17 protein-coding genes are annotated in these 24,628 nt (G+C 47.5%); 10 read left to right on the plus strand and 7 right to left on the minus strand.

What is annotated here, in order from left to right:
* The 4 genes from QVD32_RS10085 to QVD32_RS10100 all read right to left on the minus strand — a co-directional run.
* On the minus strand, positions 1-2,267 hold a 2,267-nt coding region (locus QVD32_RS10085; protein ID WP_287710209.1), incomplete at its 3' end, for a DUF6443 domain-containing protein.
* Positions 2,268-2,473: 206 nt separating this feature from the next.
* Positions 2,474-3,241 (minus strand): TatD family hydrolase, encoded by a 768-nt coding sequence (locus tag QVD32_RS10090; protein WP_021891650.1) that lies wholly within the window; start codon positions 3,239-3,241, stop codon positions 2,474-2,476.
* Positions 3,234-3,938 (minus strand): hypothetical protein, encoded by a 705-nt coding sequence (locus QVD32_RS10095; protein ID WP_021891649.1) that lies wholly within the window; start codon positions 3,936-3,938, stop codon positions 3,234-3,236. The genes QVD32_RS10090 and QVD32_RS10095 overlap by 8 nt, the downstream gene beginning before the upstream one ends.
* A gap of 15 nt (positions 3,939-3,953) precedes the next feature.
* Positions 3,954-4,928, minus strand: a complete 975-nt coding sequence (locus QVD32_RS10100; RefSeq protein ID WP_021891648.1) for a polyprenyl synthetase family protein — start codon at positions 4,926-4,928, stop codon at positions 3,954-3,956.
* Between the two features lie 249 nt (positions 4,929-5,177).
* On the opposite strand from QVD32_RS10100, the gene porQ reads away from it, so the two are divergent.
* The 6 genes from porQ (at position 5,178) to pfkA (ending at position 13,296) form a co-directional block, all read left to right on the plus strand.
* Positions 5,178-6,209, plus strand: coding sequence for a type IX secretion system protein PorQ (gene porQ / locus QVD32_RS10105; protein WP_021891646.1), 1,032 nt, complete (start codon positions 5,178-5,180; stop codon positions 6,207-6,209).
* Entirely contained in the window at positions 6,210-6,923 is a 714-nt protein-coding gene (cmk, locus tag QVD32_RS10110; RefSeq protein ID WP_021891645.1) for a (d)CMP kinase, read from the plus strand.
* A gap of 31 nt (positions 6,924-6,954) precedes the next feature.
* Entirely contained in the window at positions 6,955-7,842 is an 888-nt protein-coding gene (locus QVD32_RS10115; protein ID WP_008861259.1) for a 4-hydroxy-3-methylbut-2-enyl diphosphate reductase, read from the plus strand.
* 228 nt (positions 7,843-8,070) lie between these two features.
* Positions 8,071-10,323: a bifunctional alpha,alpha-trehalose-phosphate synthase (UDP-forming)/trehalose-phosphatase gene (locus QVD32_RS10120; protein ID WP_118687354.1), complete on the plus strand. Its 2,253-nt coding sequence runs from the start codon at positions 8,071-8,073 to the stop codon at positions 10,321-10,323.
* 5 nt (positions 10,324-10,328) lie between these two features.
* Positions 10,329-12,119: a glycoside hydrolase family 15 protein gene (locus tag QVD32_RS10125; protein WP_046415374.1), complete on the plus strand. Its 1,791-nt coding sequence runs from the start codon at positions 10,329-10,331 to the stop codon at positions 12,117-12,119.
* A 196-nt stretch (positions 12,120-12,315) separates the two neighbouring features.
* Positions 12,316-13,296, plus strand: a complete 981-nt coding sequence (pfkA, locus tag QVD32_RS10130) for a 6-phosphofructokinase (RefSeq protein WP_008861262.1) — start codon at positions 12,316-12,318, stop codon at positions 13,294-13,296.
* A 337-nt stretch (positions 13,297-13,633) separates the two neighbouring features.
* Here pfkA and QVD32_RS10135 read toward each other — a convergent pair whose 3' ends face one another.
* On the minus strand, positions 13,634-14,203 hold the full coding sequence (locus tag QVD32_RS10135) for a DNA-3-methyladenine glycosylase I (protein ID WP_021891642.1): 570 nt from the start codon (positions 14,201-14,203) through the stop codon (positions 13,634-13,636).
* A 740-nt stretch (positions 14,204-14,943) separates the two neighbouring features.
* On the opposite strand from QVD32_RS10135, the gene QVD32_RS10140 reads away from it, so the two are divergent.
* The 3 genes from QVD32_RS10140 (at position 14,944) to QVD32_RS10150 (ending at position 20,180) form a co-directional block, all read left to right on the plus strand.
* Positions 14,944-17,187, plus strand: a complete 2,244-nt coding sequence (locus QVD32_RS10140; protein WP_021891641.1) for a RelA/SpoT family protein — start codon at positions 14,944-14,946, stop codon at positions 17,185-17,187.
* An 11-nt stretch (positions 17,188-17,198) separates the two neighbouring features.
* Positions 17,199-19,334, plus strand: coding sequence for an HD family phosphohydrolase (locus QVD32_RS10145; protein ID WP_118687355.1), 2,136 nt, complete (start codon positions 17,199-17,201; stop codon positions 19,332-19,334).
* A gap of 99 nt (positions 19,335-19,433) precedes the next feature.
* Positions 19,434-20,180 (plus strand): type II restriction enzyme NmeDI-related protein, encoded by a 747-nt coding sequence (locus tag QVD32_RS10150; protein WP_008861265.1) that lies wholly within the window; start codon positions 19,434-19,436, stop codon positions 20,178-20,180.
* 20 nt (positions 20,181-20,200) lie between these two features.
* Here the strand turns inward: QVD32_RS10150 and QVD32_RS10155 are convergent, their stop codons facing one another.
* Positions 20,201-20,932, minus strand: coding sequence for a hypothetical protein (locus tag QVD32_RS10155; protein WP_287710210.1), 732 nt, complete (start codon positions 20,930-20,932; stop codon positions 20,201-20,203).
* Positions 20,871-22,355 (minus strand): Eco57I restriction-modification methylase domain-containing protein, encoded by a 1,485-nt coding sequence (locus tag QVD32_RS10160; protein ID WP_118687356.1) that lies wholly within the window; start codon positions 22,353-22,355, stop codon positions 20,871-20,873. The genes QVD32_RS10155 and QVD32_RS10160 overlap by 62 nt, the downstream gene beginning before the upstream one ends.
* A gap of 123 nt (positions 22,356-22,478) precedes the next feature.
* Here QVD32_RS10160 and QVD32_RS10165 point away from each other — a divergent pair, with 123 nt between their 5' ends.
* A complete protein-coding gene (locus QVD32_RS10165; protein WP_118687406.1) occupies positions 22,479-24,515 on the plus strand; it encodes a terminase large subunit in 2,037 nt (678 codons plus the stop codon).
* Positions 24,516-24,628 lie beyond the last annotated feature (113 nt).

Consider the following 24,628-nt stretch of genomic DNA (forward strand, 5'->3'; position numbering starts at 1 on the left):
GTTGTCAGTGGTGTGAGGTATTTACTGCCGGTTCTCTTGCCGTCGGCGGTGTAATAATTCACGATAGCCGACCCGTTGCGGAACTGCACGGTGTCGGGCAGATTCAGCAAATTGTATCGTATGGCGACAATATCCCGGTCGAGGTCAGCCGTCATATTTCCGTTGGAGTCGTAAAAATAATCGAGTCCGTTATGATTATAGTCCCGATATTCTTTCATGTCGTATCGCCCCTGTTCTCCCACCATATCGGTAATCTCTACTACCCTATTCCCTTCATAAAACCAGTTCATCTCGTCTATCATTCCGCCCCTTCCCCCATTGCGATACAAATTTACCATATTACCATGCTTGTCATATTCATATTCGACATGATAACGGCCGCTGGAAAAATCACTGCCTGTCACCGAATAGGCCGAAGCCAGCCGGTCGTAGGCATCATAAGTGAAGCGATAGCCGTTCACAATCGTGTCGGTATCGGTGCGATATGTCCAATTCATCGCCGATATATTTCCGTTATAACGAACTTTCCCATAGTTTCCCATAAAGTTTTCGTAATACAAATTCTGTACAAAATCGACATCTTCTATCCGAGTGATCCAACCCTGCAAATTATACCGATATTTAGCATGCGTCAGTCCTCCGTCGATACTTTTGCTGGATATCCGTCCCAACTCGTCGTATTCATATATCCAATCGGTAGACAAAGAGTCGTTAACCGCATAATCGGTGCGGGTGAGGCGTCCCGAGCGGTCATAAGTATTTTCTACGGACTCCGATACCGATAAACGCCCCCGGGAATCCAAATGTTCCGTGTATGATTTAAGAATATTTCCCGAAAGGTCGCATTGAGCATAAGTCATTTCATAATCACCCGATACATGCCGAGTGCGTGTCTGTACGGGATTTCCATATTCATCGTAATAATAAACGGTAATCGCATATTTGCTCCTGTCCGTCAAGTCGAACACCTGCGTCCCGGTCAGCAAACCTTTGGCCGAGGAATAAGCCGCACCATATCCCTCCTTACTCCGATAGGCAAGCTGCGAAGCTGCCGTCCCCTCGATGTACAAAAAAGAATAGTCGTCGTAATAATTGACCGTGAGCAACCGGTAATCATTGGCGGCAGGCAGCAGAATCCTGAGGGTATAACCCATACCCGGCCACGCAGTATAACTATCGGCACGTTCCTCGACAAACAATTTTTCTTTACAATACTGGCGCAAGTCTCCGGGGCTGCGAAGCGGATTCGCCTCATAAGTATACAGCACTCGGGAGAGGGCATCATATTTGGTTATGGTCCAGAGACTTTCGCTCTGTTGATTGCCGTCCTGACTCATGACCAACCGATTAGCCCTATCGTAAATCATCTGTATCGATTTACAACCGGGCAAACGCTTCCCTATGCAGTTCCCCCGGTCGTCGTATTTATAGAGATAGGCATACTGTTGCAAAAGAGTGTGGCTGTCGGGATAATTGCCGGTATTATACATTCCGTCCACAGCCATCGGGGGCAGTACGTAGCACAGCCTGCCGTGGTCGTCATAAATGTAGTAAGTGTCATAACCGTTTCCCTGACGGGTCATAACCACTCGACCCGATTTATCGGTGAAACTCTCTTGCCAAATTCCGTCCTCGTCGGTTTCGCGAGTAACATAAAGAGCACCCGGGGTATACCGCCCCACTCGTTGTACCCCATCGGACGAAATTCGGAAAAGAACGACCTCTCCTGCCGTATTGCACCGATATGCAGCAGTCTTCGGGTGAGCGTTCCAAACAGCTCCGGGATTTTTCACACCGACTGTCCGGCTCAACGGTGAGTTTTCGTACAAAGTCTCCCGATAGAGATATGTGTCTCCATAATAACTTTGAGCCGTCTGCCCGTATGTAGAAGGATTCACATAACAGCCGTTGTTCCCCGATACGGGTGTGGGAAGCCCTTGACGATATTCTCTCCCGGCCTCGTCGTAACTAACCGTGGACAGCAGGTCGGCGCCCGTTGCCGTGAAACCCACTCGGGAAGTCTGTTCGGGACGACCCAGCCCGTCATAATAGACCACGGTCGCAAGCGCCTGCGAAGCCCCTTCGGCAGTTATCCGGCCGTCCTCTATATTCGCCGACGTACTACCGCCGGGAAGAACGACCTCCACGATATAATTCTTTTCAGACGACAAACTCAAAGGAATATCGACGGCAGCCGACACTATCGCCGACATGGGTGACAAAAAGAGTATAGACAAACTCATTGAAAAGCGGAGGGATCTTTTCATAGTATCGTGATTTTGTGTCTCTCCGTAAATTTATGCTTTTTTTTACATTTCCCCAAATATTTCACGCCTTTTTTTCATGCCTCGGCTCCAAACGACTGTTTTAACCCTCTTCAAACAAAATTCGGGAATTATTTTCGAGGAAAGCCCGATGAAACACATTCCCCCTATACATAGCATGAAAGCCGGCTCTTCCCATTATCCGGGAATCACCCTTCTCCGAACAATCGCACAGCATTGGCCGTGGTAGCCTCCTCCACCTCGGCAGTCGTAATATCCAGAATTTCGGCTATTCGCTTTGCCATATAAGGCAAATACGAAGGTTCGTTCCGCTTGCCTCGATAAGGCACGGGAGCCAAATACGGAGCATCGGTTTCGAGCAATATACGCCCGATGCCTACTTCTCGTACCATATCTTCGAGATGAGCGTTCTTGAAAGTAACGATGCCGTTTATCCCGAAATAATAGTCACCGGTTCCCCTCAGCAGACGCACCTGTTCGGCCGACCCCGTGAAACTGTGGAACACCCCTCGGAATGCCGGCACTCTGCCCGACTGCAACAGAGCCAATATTTCGTCGAATGCCTCCCGGCAATGAATAATCACCGGCAAACCCGACTCTGCCGCCCACCCCGTCTGCATCACAAAAGCCTCTTTCTGCTCCTCGGCATAGGTCTTGTCCCAATACAAATCGAGCCCTATCTCACCCACGGCGCAATACTCCCCGGAGAAAAGCAGCTCTCTCACCTGTCCAAGTCGCTCCCGATAATCGGCCTCCACCGACGTGGGGTGTAGCCCCATAGCCATACGGCAATAACCAGGAAACAAATCGTTCGTGGCATGCATGGCTTGCACCGTGTCGAAATCGACATTGGGCAATATCACTCGTTCGACTCCCGCTTCACGGGCGCGGCGCACCACCTCGACACGGTCTTCGTCAAACTCTTCCAGATAAATATGCGTGTGAGTATCAATCATCTTCGGGTCGCTTTTCTCCACTGCGATAATAATATACTACGCCGTAAGCCCGGCAACGGTTCAAACGGATTTCGGCAGGGAGATCGGCGTAATACGTTTCCACCTGATTCCACAAATCCAAGATAATCCGGTCCGCCTCCTCGCGCAAGGCATCCAATCCCGACTGGGAACGAGTCGTATTCAGTTTATAATTCTGTTGTTCCCGATAGGCTTCCTTGAAAATATCGTAATGCACGGTCACTTTCGCGATCGTAGGGTTATAAATAGGTGCGCCTCCGTGCGACACCCGTTCGCGTTCCCCCTCGATGAGACGTTCTCCCCAAACGAGAATGTGCTTCTCGCCGGTCAGCTCGGGCACGGCAAAATCTTCGGGGTCGAGCCCGTAAAACAACTTGTGTTCCTTACGCACCTCGTTACGCAACACCGCCAAATTAAGCACCTGTATGAAATGCGAGATGTACAACCGGGCCGTCTTCAAATGCGACTGATATTGTCGGTTGGCCTCGGCCTGAGCCGTATAGCAATACTGGAACTGCTCGACGGCACTTTTGAAACGTCTCAAAAGAACGCGGGCCTCGTTCAGCGTTTTATACGAAGCCGCCTGCTTGTCCACATCGCACTCGTGCTCCATCGCCACCGCTTTTTCGAGAGCGGCAAGGCGGGCTTTGTCTGTATTCGGTAACCGGCGGTAAGGCATTGTTTCTGAAAAATTTTAGTGATCTCGTTTTATCAATGAATTCGCCAAATCGTATAAGGGCTGCTTTGCCGCTTCGTCCACTCCGATTTGCCGCAAAGCCTCTATCGCCCGACGACTGTATTCGTCGACCTGCCGCAGACACAAATCGCCTGCACCGACACGGTCGTACAACGCCGTCACAGCAGCTATCTTCTCGGAAGGATCGTATTCGGCTGCGCTCAACCAGCGGGACAACTCCTCGGCATCTTTCCCTTCAACCCGTTGCCGGGCATTGATGAGCATATACGCTTTCTTGTTATTCAGAATATCGCCTCCTATCTTTTTCCCGAAACGGGCAGGGTCGCCATACACGTCCAACCAATCGTCCTGCAACTGGAACGCCAGTCCCAAAGACTCGCCGAAACGGTAGATACAATCCGCATCCGTCTCGCTCGCTCCGCCTATAATCGCCCCTATCTTCAACGCTCCCCCCAACAGCACGGCTGTTTTCAGGCGAATCATCTCGATATATTCCGCTTCGGTCACATCGTCCCGACGCTCGAATTCCATATCGTATTGCTGACCCTCGCAAATTTCAAGAGCCGTTTTCAGGAACAACTCGACGACAGCCCCCGTGTGCGGAGCCTCTGTGCGGGCGATATAACGGAAAGCGATGATCTCCATAGCATCGCCCGAAAGTATGGCCGTATTCTCGTCCCACACCTTATGCACCGTGGGTTTACCCCGGCGCACGTCGGCTTTGTCCATCACATCGTCATGCAACAGCGTGAAGTTGTGAAACACTTCCAACCCCATCGCCGCATTCAATGCCCGACGATAATCGCCCGCAAACATCTCGCAAGCAAGCAACGTCAACAACGGCCTCACGCGCTTACCGCCCAACGACAACTCATAACGCACGGGAGCATACAATCCATCGGGTTCGGCGGCATATTCTATCTTCGAAAGTTCAGCTTCTATCGCATCGAAATATCTTTGCAGTTTTTCCATAAACTACTTGAAAATTTTTATGTTTTACATAGAACAGAGTTCAAAATTAACGATTTCCATCGATTCGAGCAAACATAACTCACAATATAATACGAATAAAGTTCCGATACAAACTCGTTCCGCCACATACTTTATTGTCCTTTTTCCCGTTAATAAATCATCGGGAACCATTCTGCCGAAAGCAAAATTCAATCACGCGACTTTCTGCCGACCGGGAATTTTGGCTATCTTTGAAACCCGAAAACAATTATGACACATACGTTTCGATATATAACGGTTCTTCTGGCGACTGTCACTACATGCTTCGCCGGGAGGGGACAAGAGGGGAAAAGCTCGTTCGACTTTCTCAATATCCCCACCTCTACCCACGCCTATACGTTGGGAGGAACCAATATATCCGTCATCGACGAAGATATAAACCTCGTCAATCAAAACCCGGCTCTGATGGGACCCGAATCGGATTTACAACTCGGGCTGAACTACATGAAATACGTCGGGGAAATCAATCTGGCAGGAGCCACTTTCGGAAAGGCGGCCGGAGAACGGGGAGCATGGGCGGCCGGCATACAATACTACGGGTACGGCAAAATGAAAAGTGCCGACGAAACCGGCGTGATCACCGGTGAATTTTCACCCAAAGACATCGTCTTCAACGGTATCTACGCCCACGACATCACCACGACCTTGCGGGGTGGAGTCAATGCCAAAGTCATCTACTCCTCTTACGAACAATACACCTCTTGGGCGCTTGCCGTCGATCTCGGCCTCAACTACTACAACGCCGACAACGACCTCTCGCTCTCGCTGGTAGCACGCAATCTGGGTGGACAAATCAAACGTTACAACGACACTTTCGAACGCATGCCGTTCGATTTGCAGATAGGCTATACGCAAAGCCTCGAACATGCGCCCATACGGGTATCGGTCACCGCTCGTAACCTCACAAGGTGGAAACTTCCCTACCCCGCCATCGAAAGCAGCTCTTACACCGGGAGCGATGAAATCGTTGAAAAAAGCGGATTCGTGGACAACCTTTTCCGCCACCTCATTTTCGGCGTGGAGTTCCTGCCCACCGACCGCATTTACATAGGAGTGGGGTACAACTACAAAACCCGCACCGACATGCGCACCGCTCACCGTAACTTTCTCTCCGGATTCAGCATAGGTGGCGGAATCAAAGTCCGCATGTTCGGCATAGGTGTCGCCCTCGCACAACAACACACGGGAGCGACCACGCTCATGGTCAACCTCTCGACCAATCTTTTCGAATTCAAAAAATAAATGCTTATGAATAAACCTGAACCTCGGATAATCATCGCCGTCGACGGCTTCTCTTCGTGTGGGAAAAGTACGATGGCGAAAGCTCTTGCCCGGAACATAGGCTACATTTATATCGACAGTGGCGCGATGTACCGCGCCGTCACCCTCTACTGCCTCGACCACGGTCTCATCGACGGCGACACGGTCGATACCGATACGCTGAGGTCCCTCATGGACGACATTCAAATCGATTTCCGCCCCGATCCCGAAACGGGTATGACACACACATTCCTAAACGGAATCGACGTAGAGCGTGAAATTCGCTCCATGCGAGTATCCGACAAGGTAAGCCCCGTTAGTGCCATACCTTTCGTGCGCACGGCGATGGTCGCCGCACAGCAAAAGATGGGCGGACGGAAAGGCATCGTCATGGACGGGCGCGATATAGGCACGACTGTATTCCCCCATGCCGAACTGAAAATATTCGTCACGGCCTCGGCGGAGACTCGGGCACAACGACGCGTCGACGAACTGAGGGCGAAAGGTATCGATGTCGATTTCGACGAAGTGGTCGCCAACATCAACAAACGCGACCACATTGACCAGACCCGTAAAGAAAGTCCTTTGCGCAAAGCCGACGATGCCATAGAACTCGACAATTCCCACATGACAATCGCCGAGCAGGACGCATGGCTCATGACCCGGTACAAAGAAACCGTCAAAAAACTTCGATAAACCACCCGCAAAGGTAGAAAGGAGACAGGTTATGGCACGCATAGAAATAGACGAACATTCGGGTTTCTGCTTCGGTGTAGTCACGGCTATCCGCAAGGCCGAAGAAGAACTCGACCGCACCGGACGACTCTACTGCCTCGGCGACATCGTACACAACAGCAACGAGGTGGAACGACTCAAAGCCAAAGGGCTCATCACCATAGACCACGAGCAACTCAAACAGTTGCACGACGTGAAAGTATTGCTGCGAGCCCACGGCGAACCTCCCGAAACCTACCGAATCGCCGCCGAGAACAACATCGAAATCATTGACGCCACCTGCCCTGTCGTGTTGCAACTGCAACGTAAAATCAAAACCGCATACGATTCCAACCCTCCCGGAGAGGCGCAAATCGTTATCTACGGCAAAACCGGACACGCCGAAGTCAACGGACTGGTGGGACAGACCCACGGCAAAGCCGTCGTCATCGAGGGAGACAAAGACCTCGACAAGATAGACCTCCGCAAAAAACTGTTGCTCTATTCCCAGACAACTAAGTCGGTAGAAGGTTTCCGCCACATCGTCGACGAGATAAAACAGCTGAAACCCGATGGACAATTCGAATCGTTCGACACCATCTGTCGGCAAGTCGCCAACCGCATTCCCAATATCAGGGAGTTTGCCCGCCGACACGACCTTATCCTGTTCGTTTGCGGGAAAAAGAGCTCCAACGGACGGGTGCTTTTCGGAGAATGCCTGCAAGTCAATCCCCAATCCCGACTCGTTTCCGACATCAGCGAAATAGACCCCACATGGCTCGAAGGAAAAGAGAGCATAGGTATCTGCGGAGCTACCTCCACCCCCCGCTGGCTCATGACCGAAGTCCAAGAATACATAACCCGGTTATTGGAAACGACCGGCTCTACTGCCACCCGATGACCGACCGTATTTCTGTGAATACCCAAAAGCAAGCATAATCCGGCTCAGCCCGGATAAGTTTACTTCGATACTCTACACAAAAATAGATTCTACCCCTACCTTTCATTTTGGTAAATAGTTTATCAAAATGAAAGGCATTTGCGCTCCGAAAAACCGACTATCACCATAATAATCAACAATTTAATCATATCCCCACAAAAATGGTCTGCCATTTGTCGTGCAAGAGATATGAAACTCTACATCATATCAAACAGACTGCCGGTCAAGGTAAGCGAAAAAAACGGAACGTTTTCATTCACCCGAAGCGAAGGCGGACTGGCAACGGGGCTCGATTCTCTTCAAACTGCTTACGAAAAGCATTGGATCGGGTGGCCGGGAATTTGTGTGGATAATGATAGCGACAAACAAGCGATCGGGGAAAAATTGGAAGAACTAAACTTTCACCCCGTATTCCTGTCCGACACCCAGATAAAAAATTATTACGAAGGTTACAGCAACAGTACCATCTGGCCGCTGTGCCACTATTTCTTTGCCTATACATTGTACAAGGACACTTTCTGGCAAGCCTACCGAGAAGTAAACAAGCGATTCTGTGAAACCATCTGCCGGCTGATAGGCCCCGAAGATAAAGTATGGGTACAGGATTATCAACTGATGTTATTGCCCGGTATGCTTCGAGAAGCCGTTCCCGACTTGTGCATAGGCTATTTTCATCACATACCTTTCCCGTCCTATGAACTCTTCCGCATATTGCCCGAACGGGCCGAGATTCTCAAAGGTCTGTTAGGAGCCGATTTCATAGCTTTTCACACTCACGACTACATGCGACACTTTATCAGTGCGGTAGAACGCGTGCTGCGCATGAATTTCAAATTGGACGAAATACAGTTAGGCAATCGGGTCGTACGAATAGATGCCCTTCCTATGGGGATTAATTACGACCTGTACCACAATGCTTCTACACAACCGGAAGTCCGTCAAGCGGTCGACCGCACGAGAAAACTGTTCGGAGATCACAAGTTGATTCTCTCCGTGGACCGCCTCGATTACAGTAAAGGAATCCTGCACAGGCTGCGAGGCTTCGCCGCCTTCCTCGAACATCACCCCGAATATCATGGCAAGGTCGCTTTGGCTATGATCATAGTCCCCTCGCGCGACCACGTAGGCAGTTACGCCCAATTAAAGACCAAAATAGACGAAGAAATAGGCTCCATCAACGGGGCGTATTCTACGATGGATTGGACTCCGGTATATTATTTCTATCACGGATTTTCTTTCGAGGAACTGACAGCCATGTACCACATGGCCGACATAGCGCTTGTGACACCCCTCCGGGACGGAATGAACTTGGTAGCCAAAGAATATGTAGCCGCCAAAAGCGAAAATCCCGGTGTATTGATTCTCAGCGAAATGGCAGGAGCAGCCGTCGAATTGACCGACGCTCTGTTAATCAATCCCAATGACACGGGACAAATCGAACGGGCAATTTGTCAAGCATTGGAAATGCCCGTAGAGGAACAGTTGCGACGGCTGCAAAACATGCAGAAAATCATCTCGACCCAAACCGTCGACAAATGGGCTGCCGACTTTACCGACGAGTGGAACGATATTTGCCGCAAGAACATCTCCTTCCGCAAAAAACAGATTACAGCAAACGCGATAGGCACTATCAAACAAGAGTACAATAGAGCGAAAAAACGGCTCATTCTTTTGGACTACGACGGAACATTGGCGGCTCTCAAACCCCGCCCCGAAGATGCCGAGCCGACACCCGAACTCATAGAAACGCTACAAAAACTTTGTGAAGACTCCGACAACCACATCGTTATCAATAGCGGGCGCGATCATTTCACATTGGAAAAATGGCTGGGGAACCTTCCGGTCTCGATAGCTGCGGAGCACGGAGCATTCTATCGGGAAAACGGGCTATGGCACAAAAACATCAACAAACCGGTATGGAGCGCAGGTTTGTTATCTATCCTCAAACTATTCGTAGCGAAAACACCCCGTTCGCGTCTGGAAGTCAAAGAAACCGCTATCGCATGGCACTATCGGGAAAGCGATGCTTGGCTGGGAACTTTGCGTGCCCAACAATTAGCCAACGAACTTGTTTCTATCTGTATACAACAGAAATTGCAAATCATTCAGGGAGACAAAGTAATCGAAATAAAATCGCCCGACTACAACAAAGGCTCGGAAGTTTCCCGCCAGCTCAAAAAAGAATATTACGATTTTATTTTGGCTATCGGCGACGACACCACCGACGAAGATATGTTCAAGGCCCTGCCCAAAAATGCGGCAACCATAAAAGTGGGTTACGTCTCCGAAACCGCCAGATACAACTTGCCATCGCAGGAACAAGTCCTCCCCTTGTTGCAAACATTGGTAAATATTTCGGGTGAGTCATCGACCAACGATAAAGTCCGAAAAGGATTGAACTCCGCATTACATTTCTTTAAAGAACTACTAAACTTAAAATAAAACCGATGAATAACCTCAACTATGGTGTAATTGGAAACTGCCGGACGGCAGCGCTCATATCAGAAAAAGGGAATATCGAATGGTTGTGTTTCCCCGACTTCGATTCGCCCTCTATCTTCGCGGCACTGCTCGATAGGGACAAAGGCGGTTGTTTCGGATTCGAAGTGTCGAACGAATATCACATCTCGCAATCTTATGTACCTCATACCAATATACTATCCACCCATTTCTCTTCCGACGAAGGAGAATTTGTCGTGCTCGACTTCATGCCGTGCTACCGTTCCTATGAAAAAGAGCACTATCTGCCCGCAGAAATATATCGTTATATCCGTTGGATAAAAGGGACACCCCGGTTTAAAGTAAATTACAATCCGGCTCCCGATTATGCACGGGGAAAAGTCATACACAACATTACCGACGAATACATCGAAACTTATTGTTCGTCCGAGAACAAAGACCGACAATACCTATACTCTTCCCTGTCTTTACAAGACATCGAACAAAAAAAGGAAATCACGCTCCAACGAGATGAATTTTTCCTGCTGTCATACAACGAAAAGGTGATTCCGATAGACATTGAACGGGAAAAGCTCGAATATTGCCGCACATTGGTCTATTGGCTCAACTGGACGAACCGGACTAAAAAATACTCGCTCTACAACGACGTTATAGAACGAAGTCTGTTAGTATTGAAGTTAATGTCTTATTACAACGGAGCCGTATTGGCGGCACTCACTACGAGCCTGCCCGAAACCGTCGGCGACGTCCGCAACTGGGACTATCGTTTTTGTTGGTTGAGAGATGCATCCATGTCCATCGAGACCCTCTTCCAAATCGGGCATGCAGGAGCGGCTCGCAGATTTATGAAATTCATTCAATCCACCTTCGTCGCCAAGCACGAGTCTTTTCAAATCATGTATGGCATTCGCGGAGAAAGGCAATTAAAAGAAATCATTCTGGACCACCTTGACGGATATAAAAACTCCAAACCGGTGAGAATAGGAAACGATGCCTATCACCAAAGGCAAAACGACTCGTTCGGTTATCTCATGGACTTGATCTACCAATACTATCGACTCATGCCGGGGACGTTAGACGAGATAGAAGACATGTGGGAAATGGTGAAGAGCATTCTCGCCACAGTCGAAGAGGAATGGAGAGAACCAGACAAAGGAATCTGGGAAATCAGAGGGGAAAGCCAGCATTTCGTCTCCTCGAAAGTAATGTGCTGGGTCGCTTTGGATCGGGGAACGAAAATCGCCAATATGCTAAAAAAATACAAATATATCGAACGCTGGCAGAAAGAAGCCGACAAGATAAAAACCGATGTGATGACCCACGGCTGGAAAGAAAAAATCCACAGTTTTTCCCAGACCTACGAAAACACGGCCTTAGATTCCTCCCTACTCCTCATGGAGCCCTACGGCTTCATCGAAGCGAACGACATTCGTTATCACCAAACAGTGAAAGCCATAAAAAAAGCGTTGTTACACAAAGGCTTGATGTACCGATACAACAGCAAAGACGACTTCGGACTACCCTCCTCGGCATTCACGATATGCACCTTTTGGCTCGTGAGGGCTCTTTTCGTCATAGGAGAAAAAGAAGAGGCCCGCTGCCTGTTCGATGAAATACTGAAATGCTCCAATCACTTGGGTCTGTTCAGCGAAGATTTGGACTTCGACACCAAAGAACAATTAGGGAATTTCCCCCAAGCCTATTCCCATCTGGCTCTGGTAAACACGGCCATTCTATTTGCAGAAGAAGACAAGAAATTATCGTTCATTCGACCCTAAAAAAACAGAAAAGAGGCGGTATTACGAAAACATTTCTTCACAATATCGTCATCTCTACTGTACCGGTATTTGACTTTTAATTTCTATATTTGCCCAAAAAGCAAAAATAGGAGAAGGTGCAGCATAAAATTAGCGCAAGCTCTTTTTTCTACATTCACCTTTCACTATCTTTGCTATCAATTAAACAATATAGGTTATGTCGCAAATTAAATGTGTAGGTATTTTAACTTCCGGTGGCGATGCTCCCGGAATGAATGCGGCCATTCGCGCGGTAACTCGTGCAGCCATCTACAACGGATTCGAGGTAAAAGGTATTTATCGAGGTTATAAAGGTTTGATTACGGGAGAAATAACCCCTTTCAAAACGCAAAATGTAAGTAACATCATACAGTTGGGAGGTACGATATTGAAGACAGCCCGCTGTCAAGAATTCAAAACGCCCGAAGGACGAAAAGTCGCTTACGACACACTCGTCAAAGAAGGCATAGATGCCCTTGTCGTAATCGGAGGAGACGGAACATTGACCGGTGCGCGCATTTTCGCCACCGAATACAACTATCCCATCGTAGGATTGCCAGGAACGATAGACAACGATCTCTATGGAACCGACACCACGATCGGATACGATACGGCACTGAACACCATTATGGATGCCGTCGATAAAATACGCGATACCGCAACGTCCCACGAAAGACTTTTCTTTATCGAAGTCATGGGTCGCGATGCCGGATTCCTCGCTTTGAACGGAGCCATCGCTACGGGAGCCGAAGCAGCTATTATTCCGGAGATTTCGACCGAAGTGGACCAACTCGAAGAACTCATCAAGAACGGATTCCGCAAATCGAAAAACAGTAGTATCGTGTTGGTAGCCGAAAGTCCCATCACCGGTGGAGCCATGCACTTGGCAGAACGGGTACAGAAAGAGTACCCGCAATACGATGTCCGCGTAACTATTCTGGGACACATTCAACGGGGAGGTTCACCCACGGCGCACGACCGCATTCTGGCCAGCCGCATGGGTTCGGCCGCCATCGATGCCCTGCTCGAAGATCAACGCAATGTCATGATCGGTATCCGCAACAACGAAATCGAATATATTCCTTTCAATAAAGCTATCAAAAACGACAAACCCATAGACCGAGAATTACTCAACACGTTGAGAAAACTCTCGATCTAATCACGGGGAACAAAAAATTTCATTGCACGGGGCTGCCTGATTTTATTCCGTCAGACAGCCCCGGTTTTATTGGGAAAAGACCGACCTACACCCTCACCCGGTCCAATGGGTCGAGCAACTTGTAAAGCAAGAAAAATTTTGGCTTGGTAGAAATTCAGAAGTGATTTTTATGCAGCTAACTCCTCTCTCCCCCTGCCGTGTCCCGTGGCATTACGAGGTGGCACAAAGTGCCGGAGGGGTTGGCAAATACTGGTAGTGGAGCGAAATAGGAGAGAAGTGTTATTACTCCCCCGGTAACGAGAACAGAATTGTGCATTACCTTCCACTCCTATGTTTATTACTTCCTGTAATTACAATCATGTAAGTGGTCATTAACAAATCCTGTTGATTGTAAAAAGGCATAGCAAGTAGTTGTCCCAAAAAACTTGAACCCTCTTTTTTTCATATCTTTGCTTATTGCATCTGATTCGGGTGAGCAAGAAGGTATTTCGCTCAGTGAGTGAAATGTATGGGTTATTGGCTGATTATCGGGGAAGAATGACAATATGTAGTTAAAGAAACTCCCAAATTCTTTTTGAATGGCGATAAATAATCTTGCATTTGTTATTGCCGATTTGATTTTCAACCTGTTTTTTATAATTCCGTCAAAATGCATTAACCGTTCGACATCTTCTTCGGTCATCTGTGCTACTGTTGCAATTTCGAAATTATGAAATGCGGCACGATAGCCTTCGCGTTTTTTTAATATTGTTATCCAACTTAGTCCGGCTTGGGCACTTTCCAACAAGAGAAATTCGAATAATATCTTGTCTTCTTTTACTAATCTTCCCCATTCATTATCGTGATATGCCACATAAAGTTCATCAGTACCACACCAACCGCAACGTCCATTTATCAAATTTTGCATATGATTCAAAAAGATTATTCACTAATTTACAACTCTAATTACAACAAAAGTATCAATAAAATACCATCTATCAATTATTCGCGAATAACATTTTGTTATTTTTGATGTATGATTATAATTATAGTTTTGTTCACACACCTTTACATTGAGACTGAACGGGACAATGTTATAGGTTGTAGCTTATCGCACTGCTCTTCGAACCATTCAAATATGGACTGACGGTTAATCACAGAAACTAATTTTGGCTTGTCAGTAGGGGCTTTCACCACTTGAAATCCTGCCTTTTCGGTCTTGAATTTCTATCTGTGTACTTCCGAATAGAGTTTTCTCTCATACTCTATGTCTTATCCTAGACGAGTGTTACAGTCCACCTACCGAACCGCTCGTGTGTATTTTTTTACAGAACTTTGTGAACTTTATTCGTCCCGAATGAGGTACGTGAAATTCGATAGGGGAGATGTCATGCAGAGCCGGAGTGGGTGAAGCCACTCAAAGTAACGTTTCAATCCTCTCCCCCTACCGTGTCCCGTAGCCTTACGGGGTGTCGCAAAGCGATAGGGGGAGGTGGCACGACGTGACGGAGGGGTTAGAAAATACAAGTAGGGAGAAAGTTAGAATGTTTTTCTGAAAAGAAAATCGACAGGTTCGCCACACCGATTCGGCAATTCTCCTCAATTCTCGAATAAAATTTGCATTTGCTCCCGACTTGTTTTATCTTTGTTTTTCTTAGATTTCGAACTATGGAAACGTCCGATCAACAATACACCAACGAAGAGCAACTTATCGAAGATAAATTTCAAGAACTGCTCAACGGATATCTCAACTCCAACCACCGGAAGAAAGTCGAGATTATCGAGCGTGCGTTCAAATTTGCCAAAGAAGCCCACAAGGGAATACGCCGACGATCGGGCGAACCCTACATACTGCACCCTATCGCCGTGGCTCGTATCGTCAGTCAGGAAATAGGTTTGGGCTCTACATCGATATGCTCCGCCCTGTTGCACGATGTAGTGGAAGACACCGAATATACCGTCGAGGACATCGAGAACCACTTCGGGAAAAAGATAGCATCCATCGTCGACGGGCTCACCAAAATATCGGGCGGTATTTTCGGCGACCAAGCATCGGCTCAGGCCGAGAATTTTCGACGGCTGTTGCTTACCATGTCCGAAGACATTCGGGTAATCCTCATCAAAATGGCCGACCGTCTGCACAACATGCGCACGCTCGGTTCCATGCTTCCCAGCAAACAATATAAAATCGCTGGCGAGACACTCTATATATATGCCCCGTTGGCCCACCGTTTAGGATTGTTCGCCATAAAGACCGAGTTGGAAGACCTCGCCTTCAAATACGAACACCCCGAGGCTTACAACCAAATCAAGCAGAAAATCGCCGAGAGCGAAGAATCGCGCCAACAAATCTACAACAACTTCTCCAAGCCGATTGTCGCGAAGCTCAAAGAAATGGGGCTCGAATTCGAGATGAAAGCCCGGGTAAAATCCATCTATTCCATTTGGAACAAGATGGAGTCGAAACACATACCTTTCGAGGAAGTCTACGACCTCTATGCGGTTCGTATCATTTTCAAATGCCCCAACGAAGCCGACGAGAAAAAAGAGTGCTGGGCCATTTACTCGGTCATCACCGACATCTACAAACTGCACCCCGAACGCACCCGCGACTGGGTGAGCCGCCCCAAAGCCAATGGATACAAAGCTCTGCATCTCACGGTCATGGGTCCCGACGGCAATTGGATAGAAGTACAAATACGAAGCGAAAAAATGGACGAGATCGCCGAACGGGGATTCGCTGCCCATTGGAAATACAAAGTGGGAAACTCCGACGAAGAGTCGGAACTCGACATCTGGCTGAAAACCATCAAAGACATTCTCGAACACCCCGAGCCCAACGCCATCGATTTTCTCGACACGATAAAGCTCAACCTATTCAGTACCGAGATATTTGTCTTTACGCCCAAAGGCGAGCTCATCACATTGCCCAAAGACGCCACGGCACTCGATTTGGCTTTCACTCTGCACTCCGACCTCGGCTTCCACTGTATCGCCGCCAAAGTAAATCACCGGCTAGTACCGCTGAACCAAAAACTGCATAGCGGCGACCAAGTGGAAATACTCACCTCCAAATCGCAAACACCCAAAGAGGAATGGCTCAACTTCATCACCACGGCCAAAGCCCGAAGCAGACTGACGGCATCGTTGCGGAAAGACCGTCGAAAAATCATAGCGAAAGGAGAGAAAATACTGAAAGAATTCTTCGAAAGCAGTCACATCGAATACAACAACGATGTAGTTACCAAAATATTAAGCAACCTCGGCATACGACATCGGGACGATCTGTTCTACAAAATAGGAAATGACGAGATAACCCCCAACGAAAATATCAAAAAGATCATCAAGGGCAAAAGTCAAAATCCCTTCATGCGGTATCTGAAACTTTCGTTCGGCAGCAACAACGGGAAAAACGAACAGCCCAAACCCGTCACTCCTCAGCAACTTACGATAGACCGCAAACAGACCTACATTCTGCGAGACGAAAACGGAGTGAAAAACTATAAAGTAGCGGATTGCTGTTGCCCGATACCCGGTGACGACGTCTTGGGATATGTGGAAGACGACGAGACCGTAGTCGTGCACAAAAGAGAATGTCCCGTAGCCATGCGACTGAAATCGAGCTTCGGCCCACGGTTGGTATCCACGCAATGGGAAGCCAGCGAATCGCTCTCTTTCCCGGCCAAGATAGAGATACAAGGTATCGACCGGATAGGAATCCTCAACGAAATCACCCGGGTGATTTCCAATGAATTGATTATCGACATGAGAGGACTCACCATAAAAGCCAACGAAGGTGTATTCACCGGGACGGTCAACATCATGGTGCACGACACCCGCGTCGTAGAATCGCTTTGCAATAAATTACGTAAAATAAAGGGCGTACAGAAGGTCGCACGCTGTAAAGAATAACCCGTAGAATCATGGATAAAAACCGTATACAAAAATTCCTGTCCAGCACACGTGTCTTGCAATTTGTCTTTTTCGTGGCAGCAGTGACATTGGTTACCTATTTCTTCCCGAGAGAAGGAAAATTTCGTTACACCTTTCAGGAAGGTAAACCGTGGAAGTACGGATTGCTCACCGCTCCGTTCGACTTTCCCGTTTATAAAGACGAAGCCGTCATTCAACAAGAGCGCGACAGCATCATGCTCGACTTCCAACCGGTCTTCTCACACAACGAATCGATAGAGAAAAAGTCCGTCGACGACTTCGAAAAAGCATTGAGCAACTATACGGAAATGTCTATCCCGCCGACTCTCCGCAAGAACTTGGTCCAAGCTCTGCGAGAAGCCTATCGGAAAGGAATCGTCTCTTCCGAAGCATACACCCGGCTGCAATCCGGGAAATTCAAGGAAATACGAATCCTCGAAAACAATGTCGCGCGCGAAATACCGGTATCCGAACTGCAATCTGCACGGGAAGCCTACGAGAACATGCTCAATAAATTCCCCGACTCCTACTCGCATCATATTTTACAAACCTGTAACCTGAACGATTTTCTAAACACAAATATCGCATTCGACAGTATTACGACCGACCGGCTCAAAGACAATCTGTTACAACGAATCGCTCTTTCCGACGGTATTGTTCAAGCCGGAGAACGTATTGTCGACCGGGGCGAAATCATCACGCCGCAAACCTATCGCATTCTCAAATCATTCGAAACCGTCACCTTGAAAAAAAGTGTCGGCAACGACCACCGTGGTTACACCATACTGGGACAAATCATCGTATTCACCTGTCTCTTTTCTTTTTTCTATCTGTTCTTGGCACTGTTCCGTCCGCAGACTTTCAACGAGATGCGTACCCTCGGCTTTATGATGATGCTCATCGTGGGCATCTCCCTGATAGCTTTTTTCCTTTCCGAAATTCGATTACAAGGCATATATTTGGTTCCGTTCGCCATTATTCCCATTATCGTGGTCACCTTCTTCGACTCGCGCACCGCACTCTATGTACACCTCATTACGGTACTTATCTGTGCTTTTACGGCGCCGTTCGCACTCGAATTCATCTTCTTGCAACTCATCGTGGGCATGACCGCCATCGACAGCCTCAGCGACCTTTCTCGTCGCTCCCAGCTCATGCGCTGCGCCCTGCTCGTCTTTCTCGCTTACTGCTTTGCCTACGTGGGATATACACTCCTTTCCGAAGGCGACCTCTCGAAACTGAATTACAATATGTTCATCTATTTCGGAGTCAATTGTGTATTTCTGCTTTTCGCCTACCTCCTTATCTATATATTCGAAAAGGCCTTCGGGTTCATCTCCACAGTCACGCTGGTCGAATTGTCCGATGTGAACAATCCCATATTGAGACAGTTATCCGAAGAGTGCCCCGGAACCTTCCAACACTCCCTGCAAATCTCCAACTTAGCGGCCGAGGCGGCCAATAAAATAGGAGCGAAGGCTCAATTGGTTCGTACCGGAGCCCTTTATCACGATATCGGGAAACTCAAAAATCCGGCATTCTTCACCGAGAATCAATCGGGATTCAATCCGCACACACCGCTCTCCTTCGAACAAAGCGCACAAATCGTCATCTCCCATGTGAACGACGGACTAAAAATGGCCGATAAACTACGATTACCCCAAGCTATCAAAGACTTTATCTCCACGCACCACGGACACGGGAAAGCCAAATTCTTTTACAACTCTTTCTGTAACAAATATCCCGACCAACCCATAGACGAATCGAAATTCACCTACCCCGGTCCCAACCCGTTCACGAAAGAGACGGGAATACTCATGATGGCCGATGCCGTCGAAGCCGCTTCGAGAAGCCTCAAAGAATACACCAACGAAAGTATCTCGCAACTCGTCAACCGTATCATCGACTCGCAAGTCGCCGACGGTCTCTTGCGCGATACCCCCCTCAGCTTCCGCGATGTGGAGACGATCAAAGCTACCTTTATCGAGAAACTCAAAACCATCTATCACACCCGCATTAGTTATCCCGAACTGAATAAAAACGGGAAAAACGAGGAGGAAAAAACAGACAAGGAAACAATAAAAGCAGACAACAATGCTCCCTCTCCAACTGAAATAAAGAAATAATCGATAAAAATTCTATTCCTCTTTAACAGGCTGTCAAAATATCATTCTCGTTAGACGAACTTATGAAAATAAGCAAATGATAGGAACAACATATAATCCATGAAACAATACGAAGCAGTCATTGAAACATTAGATAAATTAGGTGGTGTAGCCACGTTGGGAGACTTAAACTCAGAAGTTTTTAAAATCCAAGAATGTGAATGGAAAACAAAAACTCCATTCGCATCAATCAGACGCATAGTTCAACAAACTAAGGGTATTTATAAAATCAAACCCGGATTATATGGCCTTGAAAAATACCGAAAACAAAATGAAGAAAGAGGAATTATTCCTGAAACAGAAAAGAACAAAGACTCCGAAATACAGAGATCGTTCAATCACGCTTACTATCAAGGCCTACTGGTGATAATAGGTAATTTGCGTAATCTGAAAACGTTTATTCCAAACCAAGACAAAAATAAAAAATTTTACGATGGGAAAACGCTTCAAGAACTCTCTACACTCAAAAAATTACCCAATTACTCCTACCCCGCATTAATAAATCGAAGTGCGATGATTGATACCATTTGGTTCAATGAACGCAATATGCCTCATTCGTTCTTTGAAATAGAACACTCGACAGATATCCAAAACTCGCTCTTAAAATTTAATGATTTGCAAGATTTTTACGTCAGAATGGCCATAGTGGCAGATGCCAAACGAAAATCTGAATTTGAAACCAAACTTTCATATCATGCATTCGACGAGTTACGGTTAAACAAGCGCGTCTCTTTTTTAAGTTATGAAGCTCTTGTTAAACAATATGAAATGGAAATAGAGAAACAATCTCTTGATTTTATACTATAACATTAGCCATACCATAGAAATCATAAAGCCATTATCGTGTGATACACCTTTTCGATGAAAAGCTCGTAATCGTTAAATATCACACCATTCCCGAAATCATTATAGTCATGTTCTGTTAATGATAAAGAAGGATTCAACCTCCTATAATAATCCATATACTCCTTGCTGGTAGACAAAGAGTCGTTATCAGGAATATGCACGACATAAATCAAAGTTTTGTTAGGTGTATGAAAATAAATACTAGCATCATCTTGAGAAAGAGTAACATATTTTTCGGCATTATGAGCTGTAAAAGTCTCCCACCGGCTCAATTCTCCGGATCGTTGATAATACGGTAGTTTATCAAGTATGATGAATATTTGAAAATACGGACAATTCCCACATCGTATATTGGCAGTTTCACCCAACATGTTCTCAAAATAATTGTTCGAGTTTTGCGAGTAATTCTGCATAACGAATTTAACCGCCAAACCGGCTACGGCACGCTCCCCTTTCTTCACTGTAATATCCACAGCCTTATTGACATAACGTCCCCTTATCTTCGTCTCTTTACCAATTCCATACCCCTGCGAAAAAACGGTATAATCCCGACCTAACTTTTCTGCCAAATCTCGTGCTATCGCACCGTGTAACGGTTTAAGTTTTGCAGTGCTCCGAGATGTACCCTTTTCGATAAACTCTTTGAACGAATTAGTAAGCACTCTCAAAAAGTCCGAGTTGCCCAGTGGATAAGTTATCTCTTCCCTTTCCATATTCCAATTGTATCTTATAATTTATATATAGTTCCAAGTCTTTCGAATTAAAGGTATAATATCCACCGCTTTTATAATTTTTGAGTAGCGAGACGTAACGAATAAATTCCTCGTTCCTAATAATCCGATCGAGCATATCGAATGTAACCCCTTTATCAGGCAATATATACAAGCCGCTATACAGACCACACCCCGGTGGAACCTCCGTCAATTTAATACTCCCGACCCCTTTGATACAAGTGTTAACAGCATACTTCAAGATACAAACATCTTTCAACGCCTGTGTACGCCCATACAAAAACCAATCGGGCGTCTCACTTCTTTTTCTTCCTTTTAGAAGTCTTTCCGCATGATCCTCTAAATACCTACATACACTCTCGCTCTCCGACAAAAGTTCATACGCGAGAGGAGACCCTTTTTCATCATAAGGGAAAAAAGCCCTCGACCATTTTCCTGTCGAGGCCTTCAATACCGGAATCGTATACTCCATAAAAGGCAATTCGCCGATAAACACATCGTCGAACAACGTAGCGAATCCATTTTTCACCCGTACATATGAATCCGAAGCAGACAGCCTTATCCGCTTCAACAGTTCCAACTCCTTCTTACCGGAAAGATAAAACTTGCGATTTATTTGTATCTCGTCGTATGACAGCGTGTCTATGTGCCGTATTTTACCCACCCGTTCGTCATAGACATTATAATCTATCCGATCATTATCTTCGACTTTTTCAAACCGGGAAATCAACGTATAGGTAGTAGCCTTGAAGGGTTGAAAATGTCCCATATCCACTACTCCTGTCAAATACTTTCTCAAAACAATTTCACGACGCATATTCTCACCTGCCAAGCTATTCAGCCACGAACTCGGCGTAATATAACACAATCGTCCACCTGCCGACAACATACGAAGACCTAATTCGAAAAACACCAGAAACAAATCCGTCATTCCCCCATTGGCAAAAGTAAACTGTTTGACATCTGTATAATCGGTTTCTAAATTATGAACCCTCACATACGGGGGATTACCCACCACGAAATCCATTGCCCCGTCATAGATTTTGATTTTCAAAGCATTACCTTCGATAATATCCCAATCCACATCGGTTACACCGAACTTCAAAGCAACAAGATTCAAATTTTCTATGCACCGTTCATAAGTCCCGGCATCGATTTCTATCCCATGTATATATGTCTGCAATTCGTCTTTAAGGAGAGCGATATCGTCATTTCCTGCACGAAAAGCCCGGCAATAACGGCCGACAATTTCGCAAAGAAATGCTCCCTCGCCACAACTGTTGTCGATGATGTGCTTTCCCAATATGCGGGGAGATTCCACATAACCGCAAAAATCCAATATATCGGCGACCAAATAATCGGGGGTAAATACTTGCCCGCTATGTTTTATCCGTAAACTTCCCATGAATTGCAAAGATAATATATTTTCCTTTTTTCCTGCCCATCACCTTCCAAAACATCGCTTTGTATCACCCTGCCATAAAACGGGGTGGAAGCGGCATTTCTTTTGCAGAAAATTGCAGAAGAAATGGGGATTGTATTTCATCACGAAGAGATTACGGTCGAAGAGAACCGACAGAGAAACGAATACCTGCGACGGTATTATAACCCCGAGACGGGAGAGGGTAGCGATACAGGCGACCGCCGAATATTGCGGCTGCCCGATGCTCCCATACCGGTTCAATATATTCCGAAGGCTTTGTTCGATAACGAAATGATGGCGCAAAGACTCGTCGAATGCGGGAGTCTGGCGGGGTATGCCGAACGGTACGGTCACGACAAAAGAATCGCTACCGACGAAGCAGGAAGAAACCCGCAACTCGCCGACAGCGGGGATACCACAGAAGAACTATGGAGGGAGTGGATACGGGTGCGCATTCGGTACGATTTCGAATTTTGGGCATTCAGCTTTGTCCGTATCAAAGATAAATTGGGAGCCGAAGACATTCCATTCCGTCTGAACAGACCGCAACGGCGCATATTGGGAATGCTCGAAGATATGCGCACGGCGGGAAAACCCATTCGCCTCATCTTGCTCAAAGCCCGGCAATGGGGAGGTTCCACTCTCGTACAAATCTATATGGCATGGATTCAGCTGGTGCACTGCCGCAATTGGAACAGCGTGATTTGCGCCCATCTCAAAGAATCGGCCGCCAACATCAAGGGCATGTACAGCAAACTGCTCGCCAACTATCCTGACTGGCTGCTCGACGGGGAGAAACCGAAGTTCAAACCGTTCGAGCGCATGGCGAACACATCGGTCATCGCCGGGCGGGAGTGCAGGGTAACCATAGGCTCGGCCGAGAGTCAGGAATCGGTGCGGGGTATCGACGCGGCGATGGCTCACCTCTCGGAGGTGGCTTTCTGGCGGAACAGCCGCATGAAATCGCCCGAACAGGTGATGCGCTCGATATGCGGGTCGATCATGCTGCTACCCTGTTCGATGGTGGTTATGGAAAGCACGGCGAACGGGACGGGGTCTTATTTTCACCAAGAGTGCGAACGAGCCAAACGGGGAGAGAGCGACAAACAGTTCGCTTTCGTCCCGTGGTTCGAAATAGAGATGTACACCCTGCCGATCGACGACTACGACTCGTTCATCGGCAGCCTCACCGACTACGAACGCATGCTATGGCACAGGGGAGCCACGCTCGAAGCAATCGCTTGGTATCGGCAGAAACGGAAAGAGTATGCCCGGCATGCCGACATGATGGCCGAATATCCCAGCGATGATATAGAGGCATTCTGCTACTCGGGCGAACGAGTGTTCGATCCCACGTTGGTGGAAAAGTTGCGTCGCTGCTGTTGTCCGCCGCGGTTCGAAGGCGACATTCACGGCAAAGAACCCACCGGGAAACAAGCCTTGCAAGAAATCGAATTGGAGACCCGACCCGAAGGGCCTCTGAAAATATGGGAATATCCCGCCAAAGAATGCGAAATGCGGGATCGCTATCTGGCAGTAGTCGATATAGGCGGACGCTCCGACACCTCGGACTATTCGGTCATAGCCGTGTTCGACCGTTATTGGATGCTCGATGGCGGCCCCGCCGAAGTCGTGGCGCAATGGCGGGGACACATAGACCACGACTTGCTCGCATGGAAATCGGCTCAAATCGCCGCATACTATCAGAACGCTCTGCTGGTGATAGAGAGCAACACGCTCGAAACCGAGCACGACGATAGCGAACACTCGGCCTATATCCTCGACACGCTCTCCCGATATTACAGCAACCTGTATGCCCGACAGTCCCCTCCCGACAGCATAGGACAGAAACCACCCTCCCGTTGGGGATTCCACATGAATCGAGCCACCAAAGCACTGGTTATCGATGCCCAAAAGAACGCCCTTCGGGAAGGAAGCTATATCGAGCACGACACACAAGCCTGCTACGAACACGATGTATATGAACGCAAGCCCAACGGCAGCTACGGCGCTATGGAGGGTCATCACGACGACATACTCATCACCCGTTGTATAGGGAACTATATATGTAGTCGGGAGTTGCCGTCCGCTTCATCGAAGGGTCATCGGAGCGAAAGGATCGTTAACGAGTCGTCTATATAAAAAACGTTTTCCGTTACCCAAACGCACCTTGTCGCAACGAACCCCTCCGTCACTACGTGCCACCTCCCCTATATTTTGCTATGCAAAACACAGAGGAGGAGGTTAATACTTTC

The organism is Barnesiella sp., from assembly GCF_022723415.1.
GTDB lineage: Bacteria > Bacteroidota > Bacteroidia > Bacteroidales > Barnesiellaceae > Barnesiella > Barnesiella intestinihominis.

Excerpts from the sequence above, each read along its gene's own strand:
- pfkA (WP_008861262.1), top strand. The coding sequence starts at position 12,316 with ATGTCGCAAATTAAATGTGTAGGTATTTTAACTTCCGGTGGCGATGCT.
- QVD32_RS10140 (WP_021891641.1), top strand. The coding sequence starts at position 14,944 with ATGGAAACGTCCGATCAACAATACACCAACGAAGAGCAACTTATCGAA.
- QVD32_RS10125 (WP_046415374.1), top strand. The coding sequence starts at position 10,329 with ATGAATAACCTCAACTATGGTGTAATTGGAAACTGCCGGACGGCAGCG.
- QVD32_RS10115 (WP_008861259.1), top strand. The coding sequence starts at position 6,955 with ATGGCACGCATAGAAATAGACGAACATTCGGGTTTCTGCTTCGGTGTA.
- QVD32_RS10095 (WP_021891649.1), bottom strand. The coding sequence starts at position 3,938 with ATGCCTTACCGCCGGTTACCGAATACAGACAAAGCCCGCCTTGCCGCT.
- QVD32_RS10155 (WP_287710210.1), bottom strand. The coding sequence starts at position 20,932 with ATGGAAAGGGAAGAGATAACTTATCCACTGGGCAACTCGGACTTTTTG.
- QVD32_RS10090 (WP_021891650.1), bottom strand. The coding sequence starts at position 3,241 with ATGATTGATACTCACACGCATATTTATCTGGAAGAGTTTGACGAAGAC.
- QVD32_RS10120 (WP_118687354.1), top strand. The coding sequence starts at position 8,071 with ATGAAACTCTACATCATATCAAACAGACTGCCGGTCAAGGTAAGCGAA.
- QVD32_RS10145 (WP_118687355.1), top strand. The coding sequence starts at position 17,199 with ATGGATAAAAACCGTATACAAAAATTCCTGTCCAGCACACGTGTCTTG.
- QVD32_RS10100 (WP_021891648.1), bottom strand. The coding sequence starts at position 4,928 with ATGGAAAAACTGCAAAGATATTTCGATGCGATAGAAGCTGAACTTTCG.
- QVD32_RS10135 (WP_021891642.1), bottom strand. The coding sequence starts at position 14,203 with ATGCAAAATTTGATAAATGGACGTTGCGGTTGGTGTGGTACTGATGAA.
- QVD32_RS10165 (WP_118687406.1), top strand. The coding sequence starts at position 22,479 with ATGGGGATTGTATTTCATCACGAAGAGATTACGGTCGAAGAGAACCGA.
- cmk (WP_021891645.1), top strand. The coding sequence starts at position 6,210 with ATGCTTATGAATAAACCTGAACCTCGGATAATCATCGCCGTCGACGGC.
- porQ (WP_021891646.1), top strand. The coding sequence starts at position 5,178 with ATGACACATACGTTTCGATATATAACGGTTCTTCTGGCGACTGTCACT.
- QVD32_RS10150 (WP_008861265.1), top strand. The coding sequence starts at position 19,434 with ATGAAACAATACGAAGCAGTCATTGAAACATTAGATAAATTAGGTGGT.
- QVD32_RS10160 (WP_118687356.1), bottom strand. The coding sequence starts at position 22,355 with ATGGGAAGTTTACGGATAAAACATAGCGGGCAAGTATTTACCCCCGAT.